Source organism: Clostridium sp. AM34-9AC (genome assembly GCF_003480225.1).
In the GTDB taxonomy this organism is placed as follows: domain Bacteria; phylum Bacillota; class Clostridia; order Lachnospirales; family Lachnospiraceae; genus Acetatifactor; species Acetatifactor acetigignens.
The window spans coordinates 38,941-55,360 of sequence record NZ_QUIU01000012.1 but is presented as its reverse complement, the minus strand read 5'-3'; the positions used below and the strand labels follow the sequence as shown (position 1 = coordinate 55,360).

Annotated in this window: 16 protein-coding genes; 3 read left to right on the top strand and 13 right to left on the bottom strand. The window is 47.8% G+C overall.

All coding sequences use genetic code 11. The annotated features are described in order from the left end of the window. Nucleotides 1–46: 46 nt before the first annotated feature. The 8 genes from DW835_RS08895 to DW835_RS08860 all read right to left on the bottom strand — a co-directional run bounded on the left by DW835_RS08895 (nucleotide 47) and on the right by DW835_RS08860 (nucleotide 9,302). Nucleotides 47–1,138, bottom strand: a complete 1,092-nt coding sequence (locus tag DW835_RS08895) for an ABC transporter substrate-binding protein (RefSeq protein ID WP_118731000.1) — start codon at nucleotides 1,136–1,138, stop codon at nucleotides 47–49. A gap of 38 nt (nucleotides 1,139–1,176) precedes the next feature. Then, nucleotides 1,177–1,965 (bottom strand): ABC transporter permease, encoded by a 789-nt coding sequence (locus DW835_RS08890; RefSeq protein ID WP_118730999.1) that lies wholly within the window; start codon nucleotides 1,963–1,965, stop codon nucleotides 1,177–1,179. Beyond that, nucleotides 1,943–2,488, bottom strand: coding sequence for a hypothetical protein (locus DW835_RS08885; RefSeq protein ID WP_117465899.1), 546 nt, complete (start codon nucleotides 2,486–2,488; stop codon nucleotides 1,943–1,945). The genes DW835_RS08890 and DW835_RS08885 overlap by 23 nt, the downstream gene beginning before the upstream one ends. Continuing rightward, nucleotides 2,481–3,818 carry an amidohydrolase gene (locus tag DW835_RS08880; RefSeq protein ID WP_118730998.1) on the bottom strand — a complete coding sequence of 446 codons (1,338 nt, stop codon included), beginning with the start codon at nucleotides 3,816–3,818 and terminating at the stop codon, nucleotides 2,481–2,483. Before DW835_RS08880 ends, DW835_RS08885 begins: the two co-directional genes overlap by 8 nt. Nucleotides 3,819–3,994: 176 nt before the next feature. Then, nucleotides 3,995–7,381, bottom strand: coding sequence for an FtsX-like permease family protein (locus tag DW835_RS08875; RefSeq protein WP_118730997.1), 3,387 nt, complete (start codon nucleotides 7,379–7,381; stop codon nucleotides 3,995–3,997). Nucleotide 7,382: 1 nt separating this feature from the next. Beyond that, the gene (locus DW835_RS08870) at nucleotides 7,383–8,084 is read right to left on the bottom strand and encodes an ABC transporter ATP-binding protein (RefSeq protein ID WP_118669312.1); all 702 of its coding nucleotides are present in this window, start codon (nucleotides 8,082–8,084) and stop codon (nucleotides 7,383–7,385) included. A 113-nt stretch (nucleotides 8,085–8,197) separates the two neighbouring features. Further along, the gene (locus DW835_RS08865) at nucleotides 8,198–8,869 is read right to left on the bottom strand and encodes a TetR/AcrR family transcriptional regulator (RefSeq protein WP_172594710.1); all 672 of its coding nucleotides are present in this window, start codon (nucleotides 8,867–8,869) and stop codon (nucleotides 8,198–8,200) included. Between the two features lie 154 nt (nucleotides 8,870–9,023). Beyond that, nucleotides 9,024–9,302 (bottom strand): hypothetical protein, encoded by a 279-nt coding sequence (locus tag DW835_RS08860; protein WP_022312067.1) that lies wholly within the window; start codon nucleotides 9,300–9,302, stop codon nucleotides 9,024–9,026. Nucleotides 9,303–9,496: 194 nt separating this feature from the next. On the opposite strand from DW835_RS08860, the gene DW835_RS08855 reads away from it, so the two are divergent. From DW835_RS08855 to DW835_RS08845, 3 genes are all read left to right on the top strand, one after another. Continuing rightward, nucleotides 9,497–9,784 carry a hypothetical protein gene (locus DW835_RS08855; RefSeq protein WP_022312068.1) on the top strand — a complete coding sequence of 96 codons (288 nt, stop codon included), beginning with the start codon at nucleotides 9,497–9,499 and terminating at the stop codon, nucleotides 9,782–9,784. A gap of 105 nt (nucleotides 9,785–9,889) precedes the next feature. Then, the gene (locus DW835_RS08850; RefSeq protein ID WP_117465905.1) at nucleotides 9,890–10,129 is read left to right on the top strand and encodes a TM2 domain-containing protein; all 240 of its coding nucleotides are present in this window, start codon (nucleotides 9,890–9,892) and stop codon (nucleotides 10,127–10,129) included. A 66-nt stretch (nucleotides 10,130–10,195) separates the two neighbouring features. Beyond that, nucleotides 10,196–10,600 (top strand): DUF2752 domain-containing protein, encoded by a 405-nt coding sequence (locus tag DW835_RS08845; RefSeq protein WP_118503592.1) that lies wholly within the window; start codon nucleotides 10,196–10,198, stop codon nucleotides 10,598–10,600. 62 nt (nucleotides 10,601–10,662) lie between these two features. Here the strand turns inward: DW835_RS08845 and DW835_RS08840 are convergent, their stop codons facing one another. The 5 genes from DW835_RS08840 to DW835_RS08820 form a co-directional block, all read right to left on the bottom strand. Further along, entirely contained in the window at nucleotides 10,663–10,830 is a 168-nt protein-coding gene (locus tag DW835_RS08840; protein ID WP_337417383.1) for a hypothetical protein, read from the bottom strand. A gap of 23 nt (nucleotides 10,831–10,853) precedes the next feature. After that, a complete protein-coding gene (locus DW835_RS08835) occupies nucleotides 10,854–12,692 on the bottom strand; it encodes a hypothetical protein (RefSeq protein WP_118731008.1) in 1,839 nt (612 codons plus the stop codon). 139 nt (nucleotides 12,693–12,831) lie between these two features. Next, nucleotides 12,832–13,935 carry a glycosyl hydrolase 53 family protein gene (locus DW835_RS08830; RefSeq protein WP_118730996.1) on the bottom strand — a complete coding sequence of 368 codons (1,104 nt, stop codon included), beginning with the start codon at nucleotides 13,933–13,935 and terminating at the stop codon, nucleotides 12,832–12,834. A gap of 85 nt (nucleotides 13,936–14,020) precedes the next feature. Continuing rightward, nucleotides 14,021–14,863, bottom strand: coding sequence for an ABC transporter permease subunit (locus tag DW835_RS08825; protein ID WP_117465907.1), 843 nt, complete (start codon nucleotides 14,861–14,863; stop codon nucleotides 14,021–14,023). Next, a complete protein-coding gene (locus DW835_RS08820) occupies nucleotides 14,863–16,287 on the bottom strand; it encodes a sugar ABC transporter permease (RefSeq protein WP_118730995.1) in 1,425 nt (474 codons plus the stop codon). Before DW835_RS08820 ends, DW835_RS08825 begins: the two co-directional genes overlap by 1 nt. Between the last annotated feature and the right edge of the window lie 133 nt (nucleotides 16,288–16,420).

Here is a 16,420-nt window from a genome sequence, read left to right as displayed (position 1 = left end):
CCATTACCTCCGTTTCCTGTGTCTCTTATTTTCAGAGCATTCTCAATTATTTTGCTTCCGGGTCGGTCATTCCCAGGGTATCTGCAGCTACCTGCGCGAATTCGTTGGTGTAGGTTCCTTCGTAGCTGACATTTTCATCTACCCAGCCGTACTCCTTCAGATATTCAAAGGTGGTAGCCAGACGATCTTCGGGGATTACCGGATAATCCAGCCATACATCGATTTCCGACTCGATGGCCTTTCTCATAACCTCTTCGGAAGTATTCATCTCTTTTGCTGCCCATGCAACAAATTCGTCGAAATAGTCATTCTTAACTTCTTCATGTACCTGATAATAAGCGGTCAGGAAGCGCTGCAGCTTCTCCGGCTCATTCTCGATAAAACTGTTGCTGGCAATAATGGTTCCGGTGTAGTAGTCGGGGATGTAGTCCCAGGCTCTTCCCAGGATATGTCCGGTGCCGTCTGCCTCAGCCAGTGCCGCATACGGGTTGTGAATGATCGTAGCGTCCACTTCGCCGGAAGTCAGGGATGCATAAGCGGTCTGGTATACGCCGTTGGCGATCAGATCCACGTTATCCGTGCTGACACCGTTCTTCTCCAACATCTTCAATACGGAAAGTCTCATTCCGCCGGAAGCTCCTGCGGTACCGACTTTTTTGCCTTCCAGATCGGAGAAATCCTGTATATCATTGTTTGCCACCAGCCAGTAGCATCCGGAGTATCTCCACATATTTCCTACCAGCTTGGCAGGCACACCGTTGTAGATACCGGGGATATAAGAACTGGGATCTCCGTCTGCCACATCGATCTCTCCTCTGGTGATCAGGGACATTACTGTGGAGTTGGTATCGGCGCTGGCCTCTACGTTTTCGAACTCAATGCCAAGCTCTTTATACAGACCCTTTTCAATGGCAAAACGGTTCACCGCACCGGTCATTCCGGTAGCGAAGCAGGAACGGATCACGATGGCGTCTCCGGATTCCTCTCCTGCGGTAGTTGCACTTGCTGTCTGGCTTCCCTCATTCTGTGCGGCTCCGGTTGCTGCATTGTTGCCGGTTGCTGCACTGCTGCCGCAGCCTGCCAGTACTCCGATTGCCAGTGCCACAGTCAGTAATACGCTGAATACTTTCTTTTTCATAACATTTTCCTCCTCGTCTATTGAAAAAATTTATTTGCTTATACATGTCTCCATCGATAGCTGATAGCATATTCGATGGCATCGATCAGTTTCACTGCGCCTACAGATAATAAGGTGATCAGGATGATCAGGAAGAACATCCTCGGGGTGTTCAACAGGTTCTGGGATTCTGTCAGCAGATAGCCGAGTCCCGCTCTCGCCGACTGCATTTCCGAGAACAATACACCGGTCAGTGCCGTTGCCGCTGCCAGCTTCAATCCGTTGAAGATCGACGGCAGTGCCGCCGGAATGATGACCAGAAATACGGTCTGGAAACGGTTGGCCCGAAAGACCCTTGCCACCTTCAGGTATTCCTTTTTACACTCCTTGGCTCCGGTCACTGTGTTATACAGAATTGTAAATACCGAGAACAAAAATACCAGAAGCGCCTTGGACTGAAAGCCGATGCCAAACCACAGGATCAACAGCGGCAGGATTGCTACTTTCGGAACTGCCATGATTGCCGAACAGAATACATTCATGTACTTCTCCGATACCGGAAACAATGTCCACAACAGACCTACCGCAATACCGACTACCACTGCGGACAGGTAACCTGCCAGTGTCTCCTGGATCGTCAGCAATAAGTGAGGCCATAAGGTTCCGTCTGTAATGATCTTAATGCCCTCTTCCACGATGGAAGTCGGGGACGCCACGAAGATCGTAAGCACCCTGCCGGAATCTACTGCCCATTGCATCCACAGAAGCAGTGCCGCCACGGTGAGCAGCTGTGCCAGATTCACCCAGGTAAAACGTTTCTTATTCTTAGTTTTCTTCTTTTTTTCCATAAGTGTATTCTCCTCGCTTCACCTTATCGCTTTCAAAGTACTCTCTCTTACAACAGGTACCTTCCAGGATGACATTCTGTGTGATCCTGTGGGAGAGACATTTGGAAAAATTCTCAATGGTAGTAGTGTCGATCACGTCACAGTAAAACGGTGCGATCTCTCGGAACCAGGGATATTTGTCAAAATAAGTTCTCCACACTTCCGCATAGGGACAGTGATCTTCTCCCCATTCCGGGATCCATCCGGTGAAGGGAAGGTCGATAACACTCATAAAGTCTTCTACGGAATCTGCCTTCAGGCCTTGCGCCAGTGCCTTTTCCCGCAGCTGATCCGACCGGTCCACTGCCAGTTCGAATACGGTCTGTCTCACGATATCTTTGGTCTTCTCCAGTCCGAACTGGTCATATAATACTTTACTGAAATGGAAGAACTGCATGGCGAACTGTCTTGCGGCCTTTCTCACTTCACTTACCAACAGTTCTCTGGGAACCGTTCCTTCTATTTTATAATCTGCTTTACTCAATGTCCGCTTCCTCCACCTTATTAAAGCTGTCCATAAAGGCTATGTATTCCTGCTTATCTGCGAATCTCGGATGATATTCCTGTTTGGTCCGCTTCGTCACTTCCGCGCCGTCCTTCAACATTCGGTAAGCACTCAGGGCAAATATTTTTGCGGTCAACACATAAGCTTCTTCCTCATCCACAATATCGAAATCCACCTGATGTAAACCACCGACGGCACCACCGGTATTGAAAGTGATCACAGGAAGCAGATGCTGTACATCTCCCACATCTGTGGATCCTCCGCTGTGTTCCTCCGGTCTGACCTCGTATACCGTTTTTTCTCCTGCCAGTGCTTTCACAGCATCGGCCATCTCTTCCGGTGCCGGCTGCCAGAGAGAAGGAAGATAGCCCGGCATAGTCTCGATACGATACCCTGCTCCCATGGCAAGTGCTCCTGCCTTGAAGGAACGATCTGTCTTGACGGATGCATCTGCGAAAGCTTCCAGGGTCTTGCCTCTTACCAGTGTCTCCAGCACCGCTTCGTTGGGAACTACATTGACCAGATCTCCGCCCTTGGTCAGGATCGGATGAACCCTCACGCAATCCTCATCCCGGAAGGTCTCACGGTTCAGTGCCAGTGCCTGTAACCCCAGGCTTGCTGCCGATAAGGCGTTGACACCTTTTTCCGGACATCCCGCCGCATGGGCTGCTTTTCCTTTGATACGGATCACCTTGGATACAAAACCATTGCCACTGTTACTTCCCAGCCGGATTCCCTCTAAGGAAATATGATGCGCCAGTGCCACATCCACATCATCGAAAGCACCGATGCGGATCAGTTCACATTTTCCACCACCGTAAGCGATCCTGCCATCAGCGATCAGCTGATTCTTGAATTCGATCTCACCGTACTCTTCCGCCGGTGTGGCGAAGAAGATCACCTGTCCATCCAGCTTCTGTGCCACCTCTGCATCCGTAAGTGCCAGCGCCGCTCCGATGACTCCTGCCAGTTGTGCGTGATGTCCACAGCAGTGAGCTGCCTGTGTCTCCTGATTTGCATGTGCATGCTGCGGAATCCTCAGGGCATCCAGTTCTCCGATCAATGCCAGGGATGCATTTCCGGCCTTTTCTTTTTTTAAATAGGCTTTTGCTCCGGTGATGGCCAGATCTGTCTGTACCGGCAGCTGTAAGCTCTTCATAAAATCCACGAACTTTTTCGAAGTGCGGAATTCCTTGTAGCCCAGCTCTGCATGATCGTAAATATCTCTTGCGAACTCTACGATGGTCTCCCGGTTGTCATCTATGATCTTAAGGATTCTCTGTTCTGTCGTATCAAAGGTTGCTGCCACGGTGTCATCCTCCTCGTCTTTTATATCCTAGTAAGTCTATATGTTTTCTATGTTTTAGATGATATTACCTTATATTTCCTAGTTTGTCAATAGGGTTAGTATGCATTTATACAAAAAGTTAGGTAACAGTTCAGATATGTTCATGGCTGAACTGTTACCTATATTTACTTACTTATTTACTCTCTATTCTTCAATACTTCCGCAGGCACCAGCTTGTTCAGTCTGCCCACCAGCAGGAAGTTGATCACCAGATAGCAGATCAGGATGCCTCCGTAGATCATGCCGTACAACTGCGGCGGGAACTGCAAATCCATTCCGATGGCTACATTGGAAATAAAATACGGGAAGATCAGATCCATGGACCATTTTGCCAACGGTACTCCCCACAATGCTCCCAACATTATAATATAGAAGTTCCCGTCCAGATACAGTCTGCGGATCTCTCCCTTTCGGTAGCCGAATACTTTCATCAGGGAAATGGAGAATGCAGAACGGTCGATCATGACCTTCATCATCAGATACATGACGATCATGAAGATCAGTGCGGAGATGGCCGCCAGCATGCTGACCATAGGTCCCATCATATCCGTAAATATCTGAGAGCTTTCCTCCACGTTTTCTCTGGATACCGTAGAATACAGTCTGCCGTTGTCGATGTCCAGTGCATGATCGGCGAATACTACATTATAATAGTCGTCTTCCTGATCGAACAGTTCCTGCATGGCATCCCGGTCTAAAAATACATAAACACCGGAGGCAAAATGAACGATATCTTTGACAGTAAACGCATAATCTCTCTCGTTCACTTCATCGGAAAGCACCAGTTTGTCACCGACCTTCACGCCAAATTTCTGTGCTGCGGCGCTGGAGATCACGATCTCATTTTTCTTATTGCTGGTCTCCACCGGAAAATATGGATTATCCTTATCGATTCCCAGTACCGTCACATCCAGATTATAACCGTAAGCCTCTTTTTTCAGACTCTCCACATAAGCCGGAGTACCATCCTCCGGCACATCCTCCGTGGGATATTTGTAAGTATACATATAAGCATAGGTCGTCTCATCCAGGCAGGCGTCTCCAAAGTTCTTACACAGAACATAGCAGTCTGCAGAGATCAAAAGTACCAGCAGGCAGATAAACATACCGATCACCACCGCCACGGCAGAACGCATCTCCCGAAGGAGCTGACGGACCTGGAATCTGTGAAGGAACTTCATATTTCCCAGATTTACATCTTGTATCTTCCCGGCCCTGCCTGCGGTCTGTTCATTTCGAAGCAGAGACAGTGCCGTGCGCTTCAACTTCTTGCTGATCACCAGACAGTTTACCAATGCGGCCGTCACCGGCGGCATGACCAGACTGTAGACCAGCAGATAGGCCGGAGTCACGATTTCCATGGGTGGCAGGGAAAAATACACGATACTGTCCTGCATCTGCCAGCCGGTACCATACTTCGAAAAGCCCAGGACACAGCCGACCGCACCTCCTAAGAAGGAAATCATCATGGGATTGAGCAGATAATGGAACAAAAGCTGCCCTCGCGTCACACCCAAAGCGTACAGCGCACCGATGACGCTGCTCTCTTTTTCAATATTATGTACCACAAATACGGAGATCACGTAAGTGAACATGACCATCAGGATAATACCGGATACCATACCGGCATATTTATTGATGATCACATCCCCGCTGGCGGCATCGATTCTGGGATTATCCCCTGCCACCAGAAACTGTGTCAGATTGTCGATATCGAAAGTAAAATACTCATCGATCATATCATTGGCTTCATCCTGCAGTTCCTGCACACCGTCCCGCAGTTCCCTGCTGCCATCCGCAATCTCATCCACGGCATCCGTATAATCGATGATTCCTCCCCGGAAATCCTCCAGATCCGCCAAAGTATCCTTCGCGTCCTTCAAGGAATCCCGCAGCCTGGCATCCACACTGCTGCCCTCTGCCATCAGCCGGTCCAGCTCTTCCTTATAATTGTCGGCAGTCAGTTCTACCTGAATATCACTTTCTTCCAGCTGTGCCTCCACCATATCCATCAGTGCATCCACCACGGCATCTGTGCCGTCTACCAGAGGCTCACTGGCGGTATAAAGCACGCTCAGTCCCTGGAACAGCTTCTGGGATCCTCCGGCTGCTTCTCCGACACCGGCGGTATAGGCTTTCACCCCATCCCGAAACTGTGCCACGGTGTCCAGCTGACTTTTCACTGCAGACAGCTGCCCCGCTGCCTGGGATGCCCCCATCTGTGTAAAGACAGTTGCCAGCTGATCCAGCTGCTCTCCGTAACCGCCAGCCGTCAGTCCCGGAAAGCTGATCCCGTATGCCGCATAAGGTTCCAACTCTGCCTGGAGCTGTTCATTCACCATGCCCAAAATGGCATTAAAAATAGCATCAGCTCCCTGATTCAACGCAGCACTGTTTTCCGTGATCTGACTCATACCGCCCACCAGTGCTCCGCCGCCGGCAGAAGCTGCATTAACTCCGTCCGTGTAGGATTTCACACCATCCCGAAACTCCTGCAGATCTTCCAGAGACTTTTTCGCGTCCTGCAGGTTCTGCCGCAGGGATGCGGTGTAGGCATGAGGATTAGCGATCATGGCATTCAGCTGTTGTTCATAATTTCCTGAAGTCAGTGTCACTTCCACTCCGGCATCCTTCAGGCTGTCATTCACCTGTTCCAGCATAGCATCAAACAACTCATCCGCCGCATCCGTCAGTTCTGTATTATGATCCGCCAGTTCATCCACACCGTCCACCAGCTCATCCACGCCATCCAGAAGTTCCTGGATACCATCCTGAATATCGTTCTTCGTCTCTTCCGCATCTGCCAGCATTTCCAGAAAATAAGTATCCGTCACCTTACTGCGGTCCAGTTCGAAGGATTGTAACAGTTCCTTCAGTTCCTGATCCGTCATGGTATCATTCAGCAGATAGGTGTAAGTGTAATCCTCCGTCCGGAAATTCTGTCCGCCTGCTTTCAGAGCTTCATAATCCTCTGCCGTGACAAATCCGAAGCCAAACAGATTGCTGTCTACAGTGGTATCTGACGTTTTCTCAAAAGCAGCATCGTAATCCGGCGTGCTGCCGATTCCGGTAACGGTGAACTCTTTTCCCCCAACGATAAAGATATCTCCTAATTGCAGCTCATGTTTTTCCGCATAATGCTGTTCCAACAGGATCTCTCCCTGTGCCGGAATTTCCTCCCCTTCTGCTGGAACGAACAGATCTACCGATTCTCTTGCCTGATAGACACGAAACGTGGACTGTCCCAGATGAAAATCCAGGGAAAAATCCCTCTGCAGTGTCACACCTTTTTCCGTGATCTGTGCGGTCTCTTTTTCGGTCAGCGGAACAAAAACACCAAACTGTCCGTCCTCTCTGTGATGGACACGTCCGCTCTCCTTCGTCCCCTGCATAATAGTCTCGGCAGCTCCCACAATAGCCACCACCATATACATGACCAGTGCCACCAGGAAAAACAGTGCCAGATACCGAAGCAGGTTTTCCCGGATATCCCGAAGTACTCGTTTGCTTAATATCCTCTGCATCCTACAAATCCTCCAGTTCTGCCGCAGGAACACGTTTCTCGTTCCGGTAGTTCTTGCTGATCTGTCCGTCCTTGATCATAATGACCTGATGTACCATGTTTTTAATGGAATTATTATGCGTAACAATAAGCATCGTAGTGCCATACTGTCTGTTGATATCCTCCAGCAGTATCAGGATGTCCCGGGAAGTCCTGGAATCCAGCGCACCCGTAGGCTCATCGCATAACAGAAGGCTCGGATTCTTGATCAAGGCTCTGGCGATGGCACAGCGTTGCTGTTGTCCGCCGGAAAGTTGTGCCGGGAACTTGTTCTGATGTTCCGTCAGTCCCAGTACCTGCAGCAGTTCCTCCATATTCAAAGGATTCTTCGTCAGATACTGGCAGACCTGGATATTTTCCTTCACCGTAAGATTCGGCACCAGATTATAAAACTGGAAAATAAAACCCAGCTTCTCCCGACGGTAATTGGAAAGTGCTTTACTGTTAAGCCCCGCCACCTCCTGTCCATCCACTACGATGGAACCGGAATCCACGGTATCCAGTCCTCCGATGCAGTTGAGCAGCGTGGATTTTCCGGAACCGCTGGTGCCCTGGATGACACACATTTCACCTTGTTCCACTCCTGCGTTGATTCCCTTTAATACCTGTACATAACCGCCGCCTTCTCCATAGCTCTTCTTCAGATCCTTCACTTCCAGATACATATCCTGCCTCCTCATCACTAATGATAATGATTTTCATTAACATAACACTGTTATGTTAATGTTCTGAAACAGCACCCCTGCAAAGTCCAAACTTCCTTGGGGTGCATTGTATTTTAGCTTTCTGTCATTATGCCCATCCATCCGCGCACCAGATACATCGTCAAGGCATCCACATGCTTCAATGCCACTCTCTCTTCTGTCTCATGCAGAAACAGGTGTACAAAAGTATCTACCATAATGTGGGCCATCCAGTGTGTCATGTAATCATCGACCCGCGGTCTTCCGGTGGCATTCGTCACCATATCGCATAATCTGCGGTACTGCTGCTCCGAGATATCCACGACCTCATCCAGACAATTTTCAAATCGGGACCCCTGAGATTTCGTCAGGAGCAGCAGAAAGGCCTCCCGGTTCGCATACATCTGCCGGATGATCTGTCTGGATGCTTCCAGATCCCCGTCATCCGCAATATCCAGCTGTGCCACCTGATCCTCGTTGTGCATCTCTGTGGCATAATGTTCTTCCATTATTGCATACAGCTGCCGCAACGGCTCTTCCACCAGTGCTGCCAACAGATCTTCCTTATCCTTGAAGAAAAAATACAGCGCCCCTGTGGTCACTCCGGCCTCTTTACAGATATTCCGCAGGGAAGCTTTCATATATCCTTTTTCCAGGAACTCCCTTTTGGCACATTCCAGAAGGTGCTGCCTGGTTTCTTTATTCTCATTTTGCGTTTCCTGTTTTAAGGGCATTGCGATCTCCTTGGGGAATAATACTCCTCTCATAGAAAGCATCCCCTGCCTGCAAGCAGTCAGGTATGTTTTCTATGGAAGAGTTTATTCTATCATATGTTCACTCGTTCACATAACATTGTTATGTCTGTATTATAAATAAAAACAGGATTGCTGTCAACCCTGTTTTTATTTTCGTCATTTCGTTTTATTTTGTTTTCAGCTGTTCGATCTTTTCCTGTAAATCTGCAATGGCTCTCTGGCTGTTCTTAATGGTCTCGCACTGCTTCTCAAAAGGAGGCTCCGGCATATCGCTGTACTGTTCAAAATAGATCTTGCCGATCTCCAGATAGTTCTTCTTCATGACTTCCTCGCAGGTAGAGATCTGGCTCTTCAGATTAGCAATGGCTGCCAGTTCTTTTGCTTTGTCTGCCGCTACTTTTCCCTTTTCGGTGATGGTATCACCGATCTTCTCTATAATATCCATCGTATGATCTCCTTTCTCTTCCTACCGCCCGTACTTTGGATCTGTCTGTCCTTCCCGTCCGGGCTGTTTCGGTTTCCATATTCCGTGTGTATTATTGTACCTTCTTCCGGATACCGCGTCAAGTATAAGCGCTACTTGCGCATTTCAAAGAATCTGTGCTATAATCGCCTTGTAATACTATTGGAGGTGACATCATGCAGCCGCTATATACCACTCTGAAAGTTAATAATGAGATTGAATTGTGCGAAGTATCCGATCCCGATTGCAAGCAGCTCATCGAGAGAGCATTGCTGAAAAACCGGATTTCTTATTATATCCGCTGGCCGAAGGCTTCCTTCTTCAGCCGCAAAAAAGATGCCTGTATCATCTGCATCAACGACAATGTCAAGGATGCTGCGGAAGAGATCGTCCGCGGGATCTGTGACGAATCCGGATACAATGTGCGCTTTATTTTAAAACGTTCCTCTAATAACTATTTATAGACCCTTAAAGCACATAATTTTATGTTTTTTTCGTTTATTGATTGATTTTTTCTCACTAACGGATCATAATGATGATATCATCTAATACAAAGGAGGGGCTTTCTAATGGAAAAGCGTGTTAACAAGCATGTATTTGCCTGGGTTTTCTGCTTTTTACTTGGTGAGTTGGGTGTTGATAGATTCGTCAGAGGTCAGGTTGGTCTCGGAATTTTGAAGCTTCTCACTGCCGGTGGCTGCGGAGTATGGAGCCTGGTCGACTGGATCATTGCTCTTACCAAGGCATACGGTGCTGCTTATGCCGGTTCCGAAGAAGTTGTATTCGTAGACGGTAAATATACAGCATAATCACAGGATAAAAAAAGCTTTTGCCGGAGACGACAAAAGCTTTTTTCTTTTTATAGGTTGCTGATCATGAATAAAAACATAAAACAAACTATATTTCTTATTTCTATTATTGCACTACTCCTGCTTTTCCTGTGGTTCTCAGGATATCAATGCCCTTTACTATTCTTTTTTGGCATTCCATGCCCTTTCTGTGGAATGACCAGAGCATTTTTATGCCTATTAAGCGGTGATCTTACAACAGCCTTTTATTATCATCCTCTCTGGCCTGTAGTATTGGGAATTTTTATTATTTTTCCTCTTTGGAAATTCCGGCTTCTTCACTTATCGGACAAATGGATCGATCATGGGGCTTTTGCGATTGGAATTCTGTTCTTGCTCTGCTTTATCATAAGGCATGTAACACATTCTCCCATTGTACAGATTGATTTTACAAAAGGTATTTTTCATTTCTTTTCATATATGAATATATGAAAAAGGAGCTGTAATACAGCCCCTTTTTTCAATGCTCTTATGCAATCGCTTTATCCGTTTTCTCAATCAAAATCGAATTTGGTGTAACGCTCATACATAGCGCCATAACGGAATCTTGCCATTTCATTTTTCTTGAGGACATCTTCCTCGGATCCCCTGTACTGACAACGCAGGCAGTAGTATTCCTTCTTATCCTTATCGTAGAACATATCCATATCGATATCTCTCATGAAGCAAGAGGGACATCTGTAGTTTAATTTGCCTTTTCCAGCTTGAGCCATGTTGCAACGACCTCCTTATCCTTGATTTTGGAATTGTAACCCAGTGTAAACATCGGGGAGAATGCATATCCTTCCTTCACATATCCGACAGCGCCTTCTGCATTGGTGCTCATGGATACTGCGGTCTCGATCTGAGGAATGACAGCTCTTACTTCGTCAGCCTCTGCCTTCTCCATCTCACGGCACTTGTACTCGTAATCCAGAGTCTCTACCTCGTCACCCTTTTTGGTGCTCAGGGTGATACCCAGCATGTCCTCAGAGTACTCAGTGGTACCATAGCATGCTACGATGTACTCGTTCAGTTCTACTTCTGCGTTCGGATCGCTCATCTCCAGGATCTTACGCTCGATCTTGATTGCTGAGCTGCCTTCCTCGAAGGAAACGATGGTCTGTAATTTTACGGTCAGATCATAGAACTCGATATCTACGGGATCCAATGTCAGGATTCTGGTGCTGCCTTCCTGAGAGAAATGAGCCTTGGTACGGCACAGGCACAGATCCACTTCTTCACCGTTGTGTTTTAACTTGGCACTTCTAACGGTACCTTCTCCTGCATAATGTGTGAAGTAACCTGCACGGTACTTCTCCTGGATCAGGAAAGGATAGGAAGCATCGGTCACATGCTTGGTGCCGATACCTACCGGCCACTCCAGCTTTGCAGCGTAAGGGCGCAGGTCTACGATAGCACCGCCCTGATCCATATTTACGCAGGCACGCATGAAGGGATCACAGTACCAGAACAACTGCTTGTCGGAACCGTACAAAATATCTCTCCACAGAGCACACTCAGGCTCGGTGTAGGTCTTCTTCTGACGATAGTAATCAGCGAACTCCGCCATGGTCATATCGGTAAGCTTGCCTTCCTTCTTCAGGTCGCCGTAATACTTCATACCGTCTTCATAACTCTTCTTCAACAGTTCGTAAGGCTGCTCCCAACGGCCCATTTTGTTCAGCCAGCCGGGTCCTACGAACATCATGTTGTATGCGTATCCGTTGTTGTACTTCTCCAGGGAACGATACTGATCGATCAGGTTGTACAGATAAGGATACTCCCAGGTCTTGGTGTCATAGATCATACCACGCAATACGTTCTGAGGATGGGTTCCGAAGTTGGAGCCATTGCCGTCATAGCATGCCAGCAGATCTCTGGACAGATGGGGAATCGCTACGATACCGCTGTCCTCTGCCTCATTGGCTGCAGGTGCATGGGTGTTCTGCTTGGAAGGAATCCATGGAGCCCAGGGACCGCCATCCATGAAGGTATACCAGGAGTTGTTACAGGTATGGTATGCCTTGGGACCTTCTTCCCAACAGGTTGCTACCGCACATTTTACGGTAGGATAGGTTGCTTTGATATAATTGGTCAGATCTGCATCCATGTAGTAAGATCCGGTGGATTCGGGATAGAATCCGAACTTCTCATGGAACTTGCCGAATACGTCATCCACGATAGACTTCTTGTCTTCCATGGAGAACATCCAGATACAGAAATCCTTGGTCTTGTACTTCTCACGGAACTCTGTGCAAGGCAGTCCCAACAGAGACAGTGCGATCTCATCACCGTACTTCTCGTGGTCAGCCTTTGCCAGTGCTACCGCTTCGTCGTTGAACAGGGAAGCGTAGGTCATCTGAATGGTTGTTTTCAGACCGTTTTTGTGTGCAGTTTCCTGCTGAAACTTGAAAATATCCAGAGACTCTGTCAGCAGCGCTTTTCTGCCCAGATCCTCTTCTTTGCCGTGTCCGGTTACTTTTTCCGCATACTCGGGAACCATCTCCGGACGGTGAATGATATTCACAATAAACTTATCCATCTTTTCCTCCATCTCGCCATTAGGCATTTTATATCTAATCTCCCGGAACTGCTTACGACATGCGTTCTGTGGAAATTATCTTCTAAAGCTGTGAAAATATCCGTATTTTGACATTCCCGGCATTCCGTTATTTGCCGGTCTAAAAATCACGGATCGTTGCAAGCGCCGGTAACGCATTGCCGTCATAGTCAAACAGCGCCTGATTGGCCCATTCGTTTCCGCCGGGACCGGGATCCTGAATGTATTTCAGAGATTCCTCATTCGCCCAGCCGCAGCCCGGCACCGGGATCCATGCCGGCTCCCAGTAGTAGAAACCTTTTCCTCTGCCGTTCGGAACCTGTGCGATACGCTCCATGACCTTCTGCATGAAATCTGCCTGTCCTTCCGGTGTCATGGGATATTCCACCGCTTCCGCAAGGTGAGGCTTGGTTGCCATGCCCTTGCGTTCTTCAGAGGACATCTTTTCTCTGTCGGCATAGTCTTCCATGGTAAATCCCATGGATACTTCCGCCACGATGACGTCCTTCTGATATCTCTGGGAAAGGTCATTCATATTGTTGGTCAGGTCATCAATCGTTCCGTGCCAGAAGGGATAGTAAGACAATCCGATGACATCGAAGTCCTCTCCTCTCTGTACATAGGCATCAAACCATTCTCTGCAGCGGGCATTGTTGCCGCCGCAGTCCAGATGAAGCATCACTCTGCTGTCCGGTGATACTTCTCTCACCGCACGGATGCCAGCACTGATGAATCTTGCAATATTGTCAACGTTGTCCCATTTTCCGTGGGGCCACATCAGACCATTGGTGATCTCATTCCCCACCTGTACCATCTCCGGAAGCAGATCGAGACGCTTTAATTTCAAAAGCACATCCTTTGTGTAGTCATACACATGCTTCTCCAGTGCATCCGCATCTGCGTATGCCCACTCCTTGGGTGGGAACTGTTTGCCGGGATCTGCCCAGAAATCACTGTAATGCAGATCCAGCAGATAGCTGTAACCCAGCTTTTTGCCTGCGGAAGCCAGTGCCACCAGTTTTGTAAAGTCACTGGTACCGGCTCCGTAAGGCTTGCCGTCCTCACTGTAAGGATCATTCCAGAGACGGATGCGCAGAGAGTTGGCACCGTATTTTTTCAGGATCTCCAGTGCGTCCCCCTCTTTGCCTTCGTCATAAAACTTTGCACCGAGAGCTGTCTCCTCCGGCAGACTCGATACATCCATACCTTTGATAAATTTATCCATAAATTTAACTCTTTGTCTCCATGTCATACGTTTATCCTAAAGAATCCATTCCATGGATTCTCCCAGGTTAAACCGCCGAAGCAGTTTAACCCTTCACGGCACCACCGGTAATACCTTCCACATAGAACTTCTGCATGATGACGAACAATACAGAGATGGGAATGGATACCAGTACACCGCCTGCACAGAACTGACCAAAGTAAGTGTTGATCAGACTCTTATCCAGCATATTGTACAGACCGATAGCAACAGTCCACTGGGAAGAAATACCGGAATTCAACATCAGCTTAGCATATACGAAATCCATCCAGGGGGACAGGAAGGAGCTGATAACTGTATATACAATGATGGGACGGCTCATGGGGATAACAACCTTCCAGAAGATCGTAGCCTCACTGGCTCCATCCAGATAAGCGGCCTCGCGCAGGGAATTCGGGATCGTATCGAAGAAGCCCTTTGCGATCAGGTAACCCAGACCGGAACCGGCAGAATATACCAGGATCAGTCCGAGGTGCGTATTGGTCAGGTTCAGAGTCTTCAGAATGAAATATACTGCGATCATGGACAATACACCGGGGAACAGATTCACAATAACTGCGGCGTTCATCAGCGGCTTACGTGCCGGGAAACGCATGCAGGAGGTCGCATAGGCCACCATCAGTACAAAAGCAGTGGAGATCACACATACCACACATGCAATGATGAAGGTGTTCTTGAACCAGTTCGGGAACTGTGCCACACTGTCTGCGGAAAACAACAGGTTCTTATAATTGACCAGGCTCCATTCCTTCGGGAAAAAGGTGCTGGTATTCATGCCGGTGTATGCACTGAAGGAGGTGACCACCAGCCATACGATGGGCACCAGCCAGACAAATGCCAAAAACGCCAGTAACAGGTTATGTAATAAAGTCTTAATAAATCTCTTCATTAACGGAACGCCTCCTCTCTGTCACCCTTCAGGAATCTGCTGAAGGCAATGAGGGTAAATACCGCACAAAGGATAAACACGATAATACCGATGGCGGATGCCATCTTGTAATTGTAATAACTCTGTGTCAGATTGAACAGCCAGGTGATCAGCAGGTCCACTTCCTTCGCCTGGGAGTTCGCCATGGCCTGATTGGTGGTGGTATATACACCCTGGGTCAACAGATAGATTACGTTAAAGTTATTAATATTCTTGACAAAATCCGTTACCAGAGAAGGTCCGGTGACGAACAGCATATACGGCATGGTGATATGAATAAAGCTCTGCAGAGGAGTAGCTCCGTCAATCTTCGCACTCTCCAGCTGGTCAGAAGGAATATTCATCAGCACACCGGTAGCGATCAGCATCTGGTAAGGAATACCGATCCAGATATTGATCAGGATGATCATTACGTGTGCCCATCCGGGAGCGGACAAAAACGGAATATAACTGGTGCTGATCGCGCCGATATCTCTCAGCCACTGGGTAATTCCCGCATTGGCACAGATTGTGTTCATGATACCGTTGTTAGCGAAGAAGTTACGTACCAGAAGCAAGGAAACGAACTGGGGAACTGCGATCGTTACAATGAACAGCGTTCTCCACAGCTTCGGCAGCTTCGTTCTCTTATTATTGATCAGCAAGGACAACAGGATACCGCCAAGGTAAGTGGTAAAGGTTGCGAACAGTGCCCATACCAGTGTCCAGATCAAAATCTTACGGAAAGCATAACCGAAGGTAATGGTCATTCCACCGTTGGAGAACAGATTCTTGAAATTGGTAAATCCCACCCAGGTAAACAAAGCGGAAGGAGGCATATGTCCCTGATCATAGTTTGTAAATGCGACAGCGATCAGGATCAACAGAGGAACGATCGTGAAAATAACGACCCCCATGACGGGAAGTGCCAGCAGTGTGATATAGAATTTATCATTCTTGAACTGCTGCAGATCCTCTACAAACGTATTGATATGTTCTCCTGCCTGTGCTTTTTTCTGAAGCCGGTAAACAGTCACTTCATTCTTAAGCCAGATCACCAGAAATGTAAACCAGATAACAAATGAAACTACGGAGAACAACAAGATCATAAACGAGTTGTCATAATCGTTGAATTCATTCTGCATGGTTGCAATGTTGAAAACCGTCTCCTGCTGAACAGTTCCCAAAGTTCCAAAATCACGTACATACTCTGTGGCAAAGCCAAAGGTAAATACAATGACTGCCACTTCGAGCAGAGTCATTAAAATACCTTTGATAATTTGTTTTCTGCGGATATATCCTGCTCCCATCCAGACCAGGGATAATTTTACGAACAGATCTCCTTTTACGACTGCCTCACCGAACTCCTTGAAGAATCCGCCGATTCCGCTCTTTTTCTTCTTCATTCTCTGCCCTCTCCTTTCTTAATATTAAAATAAACAATTTAGTAACTATTCGGAACACCTTCCCGCGTTCATCTGACTAGTTACATAACCCGGCAGGCAGGAGTCGAACCCACTTACCGGAAACGTTTCCTGT

Bases quoted from the DNA above. Each gene is read 5' to 3' on its own strand.
- DW835_RS08830 (WP_118730996.1), bottom strand. From the start codon at position 13,935: ATGGATAAATTTATCAAAGGTATGGATGTATCGAGTCTGCCGGAGGAG.
- DW835_RS08855 (WP_022312068.1), top strand. From the start codon at position 9,497: ATGCAGCCGCTATATACCACTCTGAAAGTTAATAATGAGATTGAATTG.
- DW835_RS08875 (WP_118730997.1), bottom strand. From the start codon at position 7,381: ATGCAGAGGATATTAAGCAAACGAGTACTTCGGGATATCCGGGAAAAC.
- DW835_RS08835 (WP_118731008.1), bottom strand. From the start codon at position 12,692: ATGGATAAGTTTATTGTGAATATCATTCACCGTCCGGAGATGGTTCCC.
- DW835_RS08890 (WP_118730999.1), bottom strand. From the start codon at position 1,965: ATGGAAAAAAAGAAGAAAACTAAGAATAAGAAACGTTTTACCTGGGTG.
- DW835_RS08840 (WP_337417383.1), bottom strand. From the start codon at position 10,830: ATGAGAGATATCGATATGGATATGTTCTACGATAAGGATAAGAAGGAA.
- DW835_RS08845 (WP_118503592.1), top strand. From the start codon at position 10,196: ATGAATAAAAACATAAAACAAACTATATTTCTTATTTCTATTATTGCA.
- DW835_RS08825 (WP_117465907.1), bottom strand. From the start codon at position 14,863: ATGAAGAGATTTATTAAGACTTTATTACATAACCTGTTACTGGCGTTT.
- DW835_RS08850 (WP_117465905.1), top strand. From the start codon at position 9,890: ATGGAAAAGCGTGTTAACAAGCATGTATTTGCCTGGGTTTTCTGCTTT.
- DW835_RS08895 (WP_118731000.1), bottom strand. From the start codon at position 1,138: ATGAAAAAGAAAGTATTCAGCGTATTACTGACTGTGGCACTGGCAATC.
- DW835_RS08820 (WP_118730995.1), bottom strand. From the start codon at position 16,287: ATGAAGAAGAAAAAGAGCGGAATCGGCGGATTCTTCAAGGAGTTCGGT.
- DW835_RS08870 (WP_118669312.1), bottom strand. From the start codon at position 8,084: ATGTATCTGGAAGTGAAGGATCTGAAGAAGAGCTATGGAGAAGGCGGC.
- DW835_RS08865 (WP_172594710.1), bottom strand. From the start codon at position 8,869: ATGAGAGGAGTATTATTCCCCAAGGAGATCGCAATGCCCTTAAAACAG.
- DW835_RS08860 (WP_022312067.1), bottom strand. From the start codon at position 9,302: ATGGATATTATAGAGAAGATCGGTGATACCATCACCGAAAAGGGAAAA.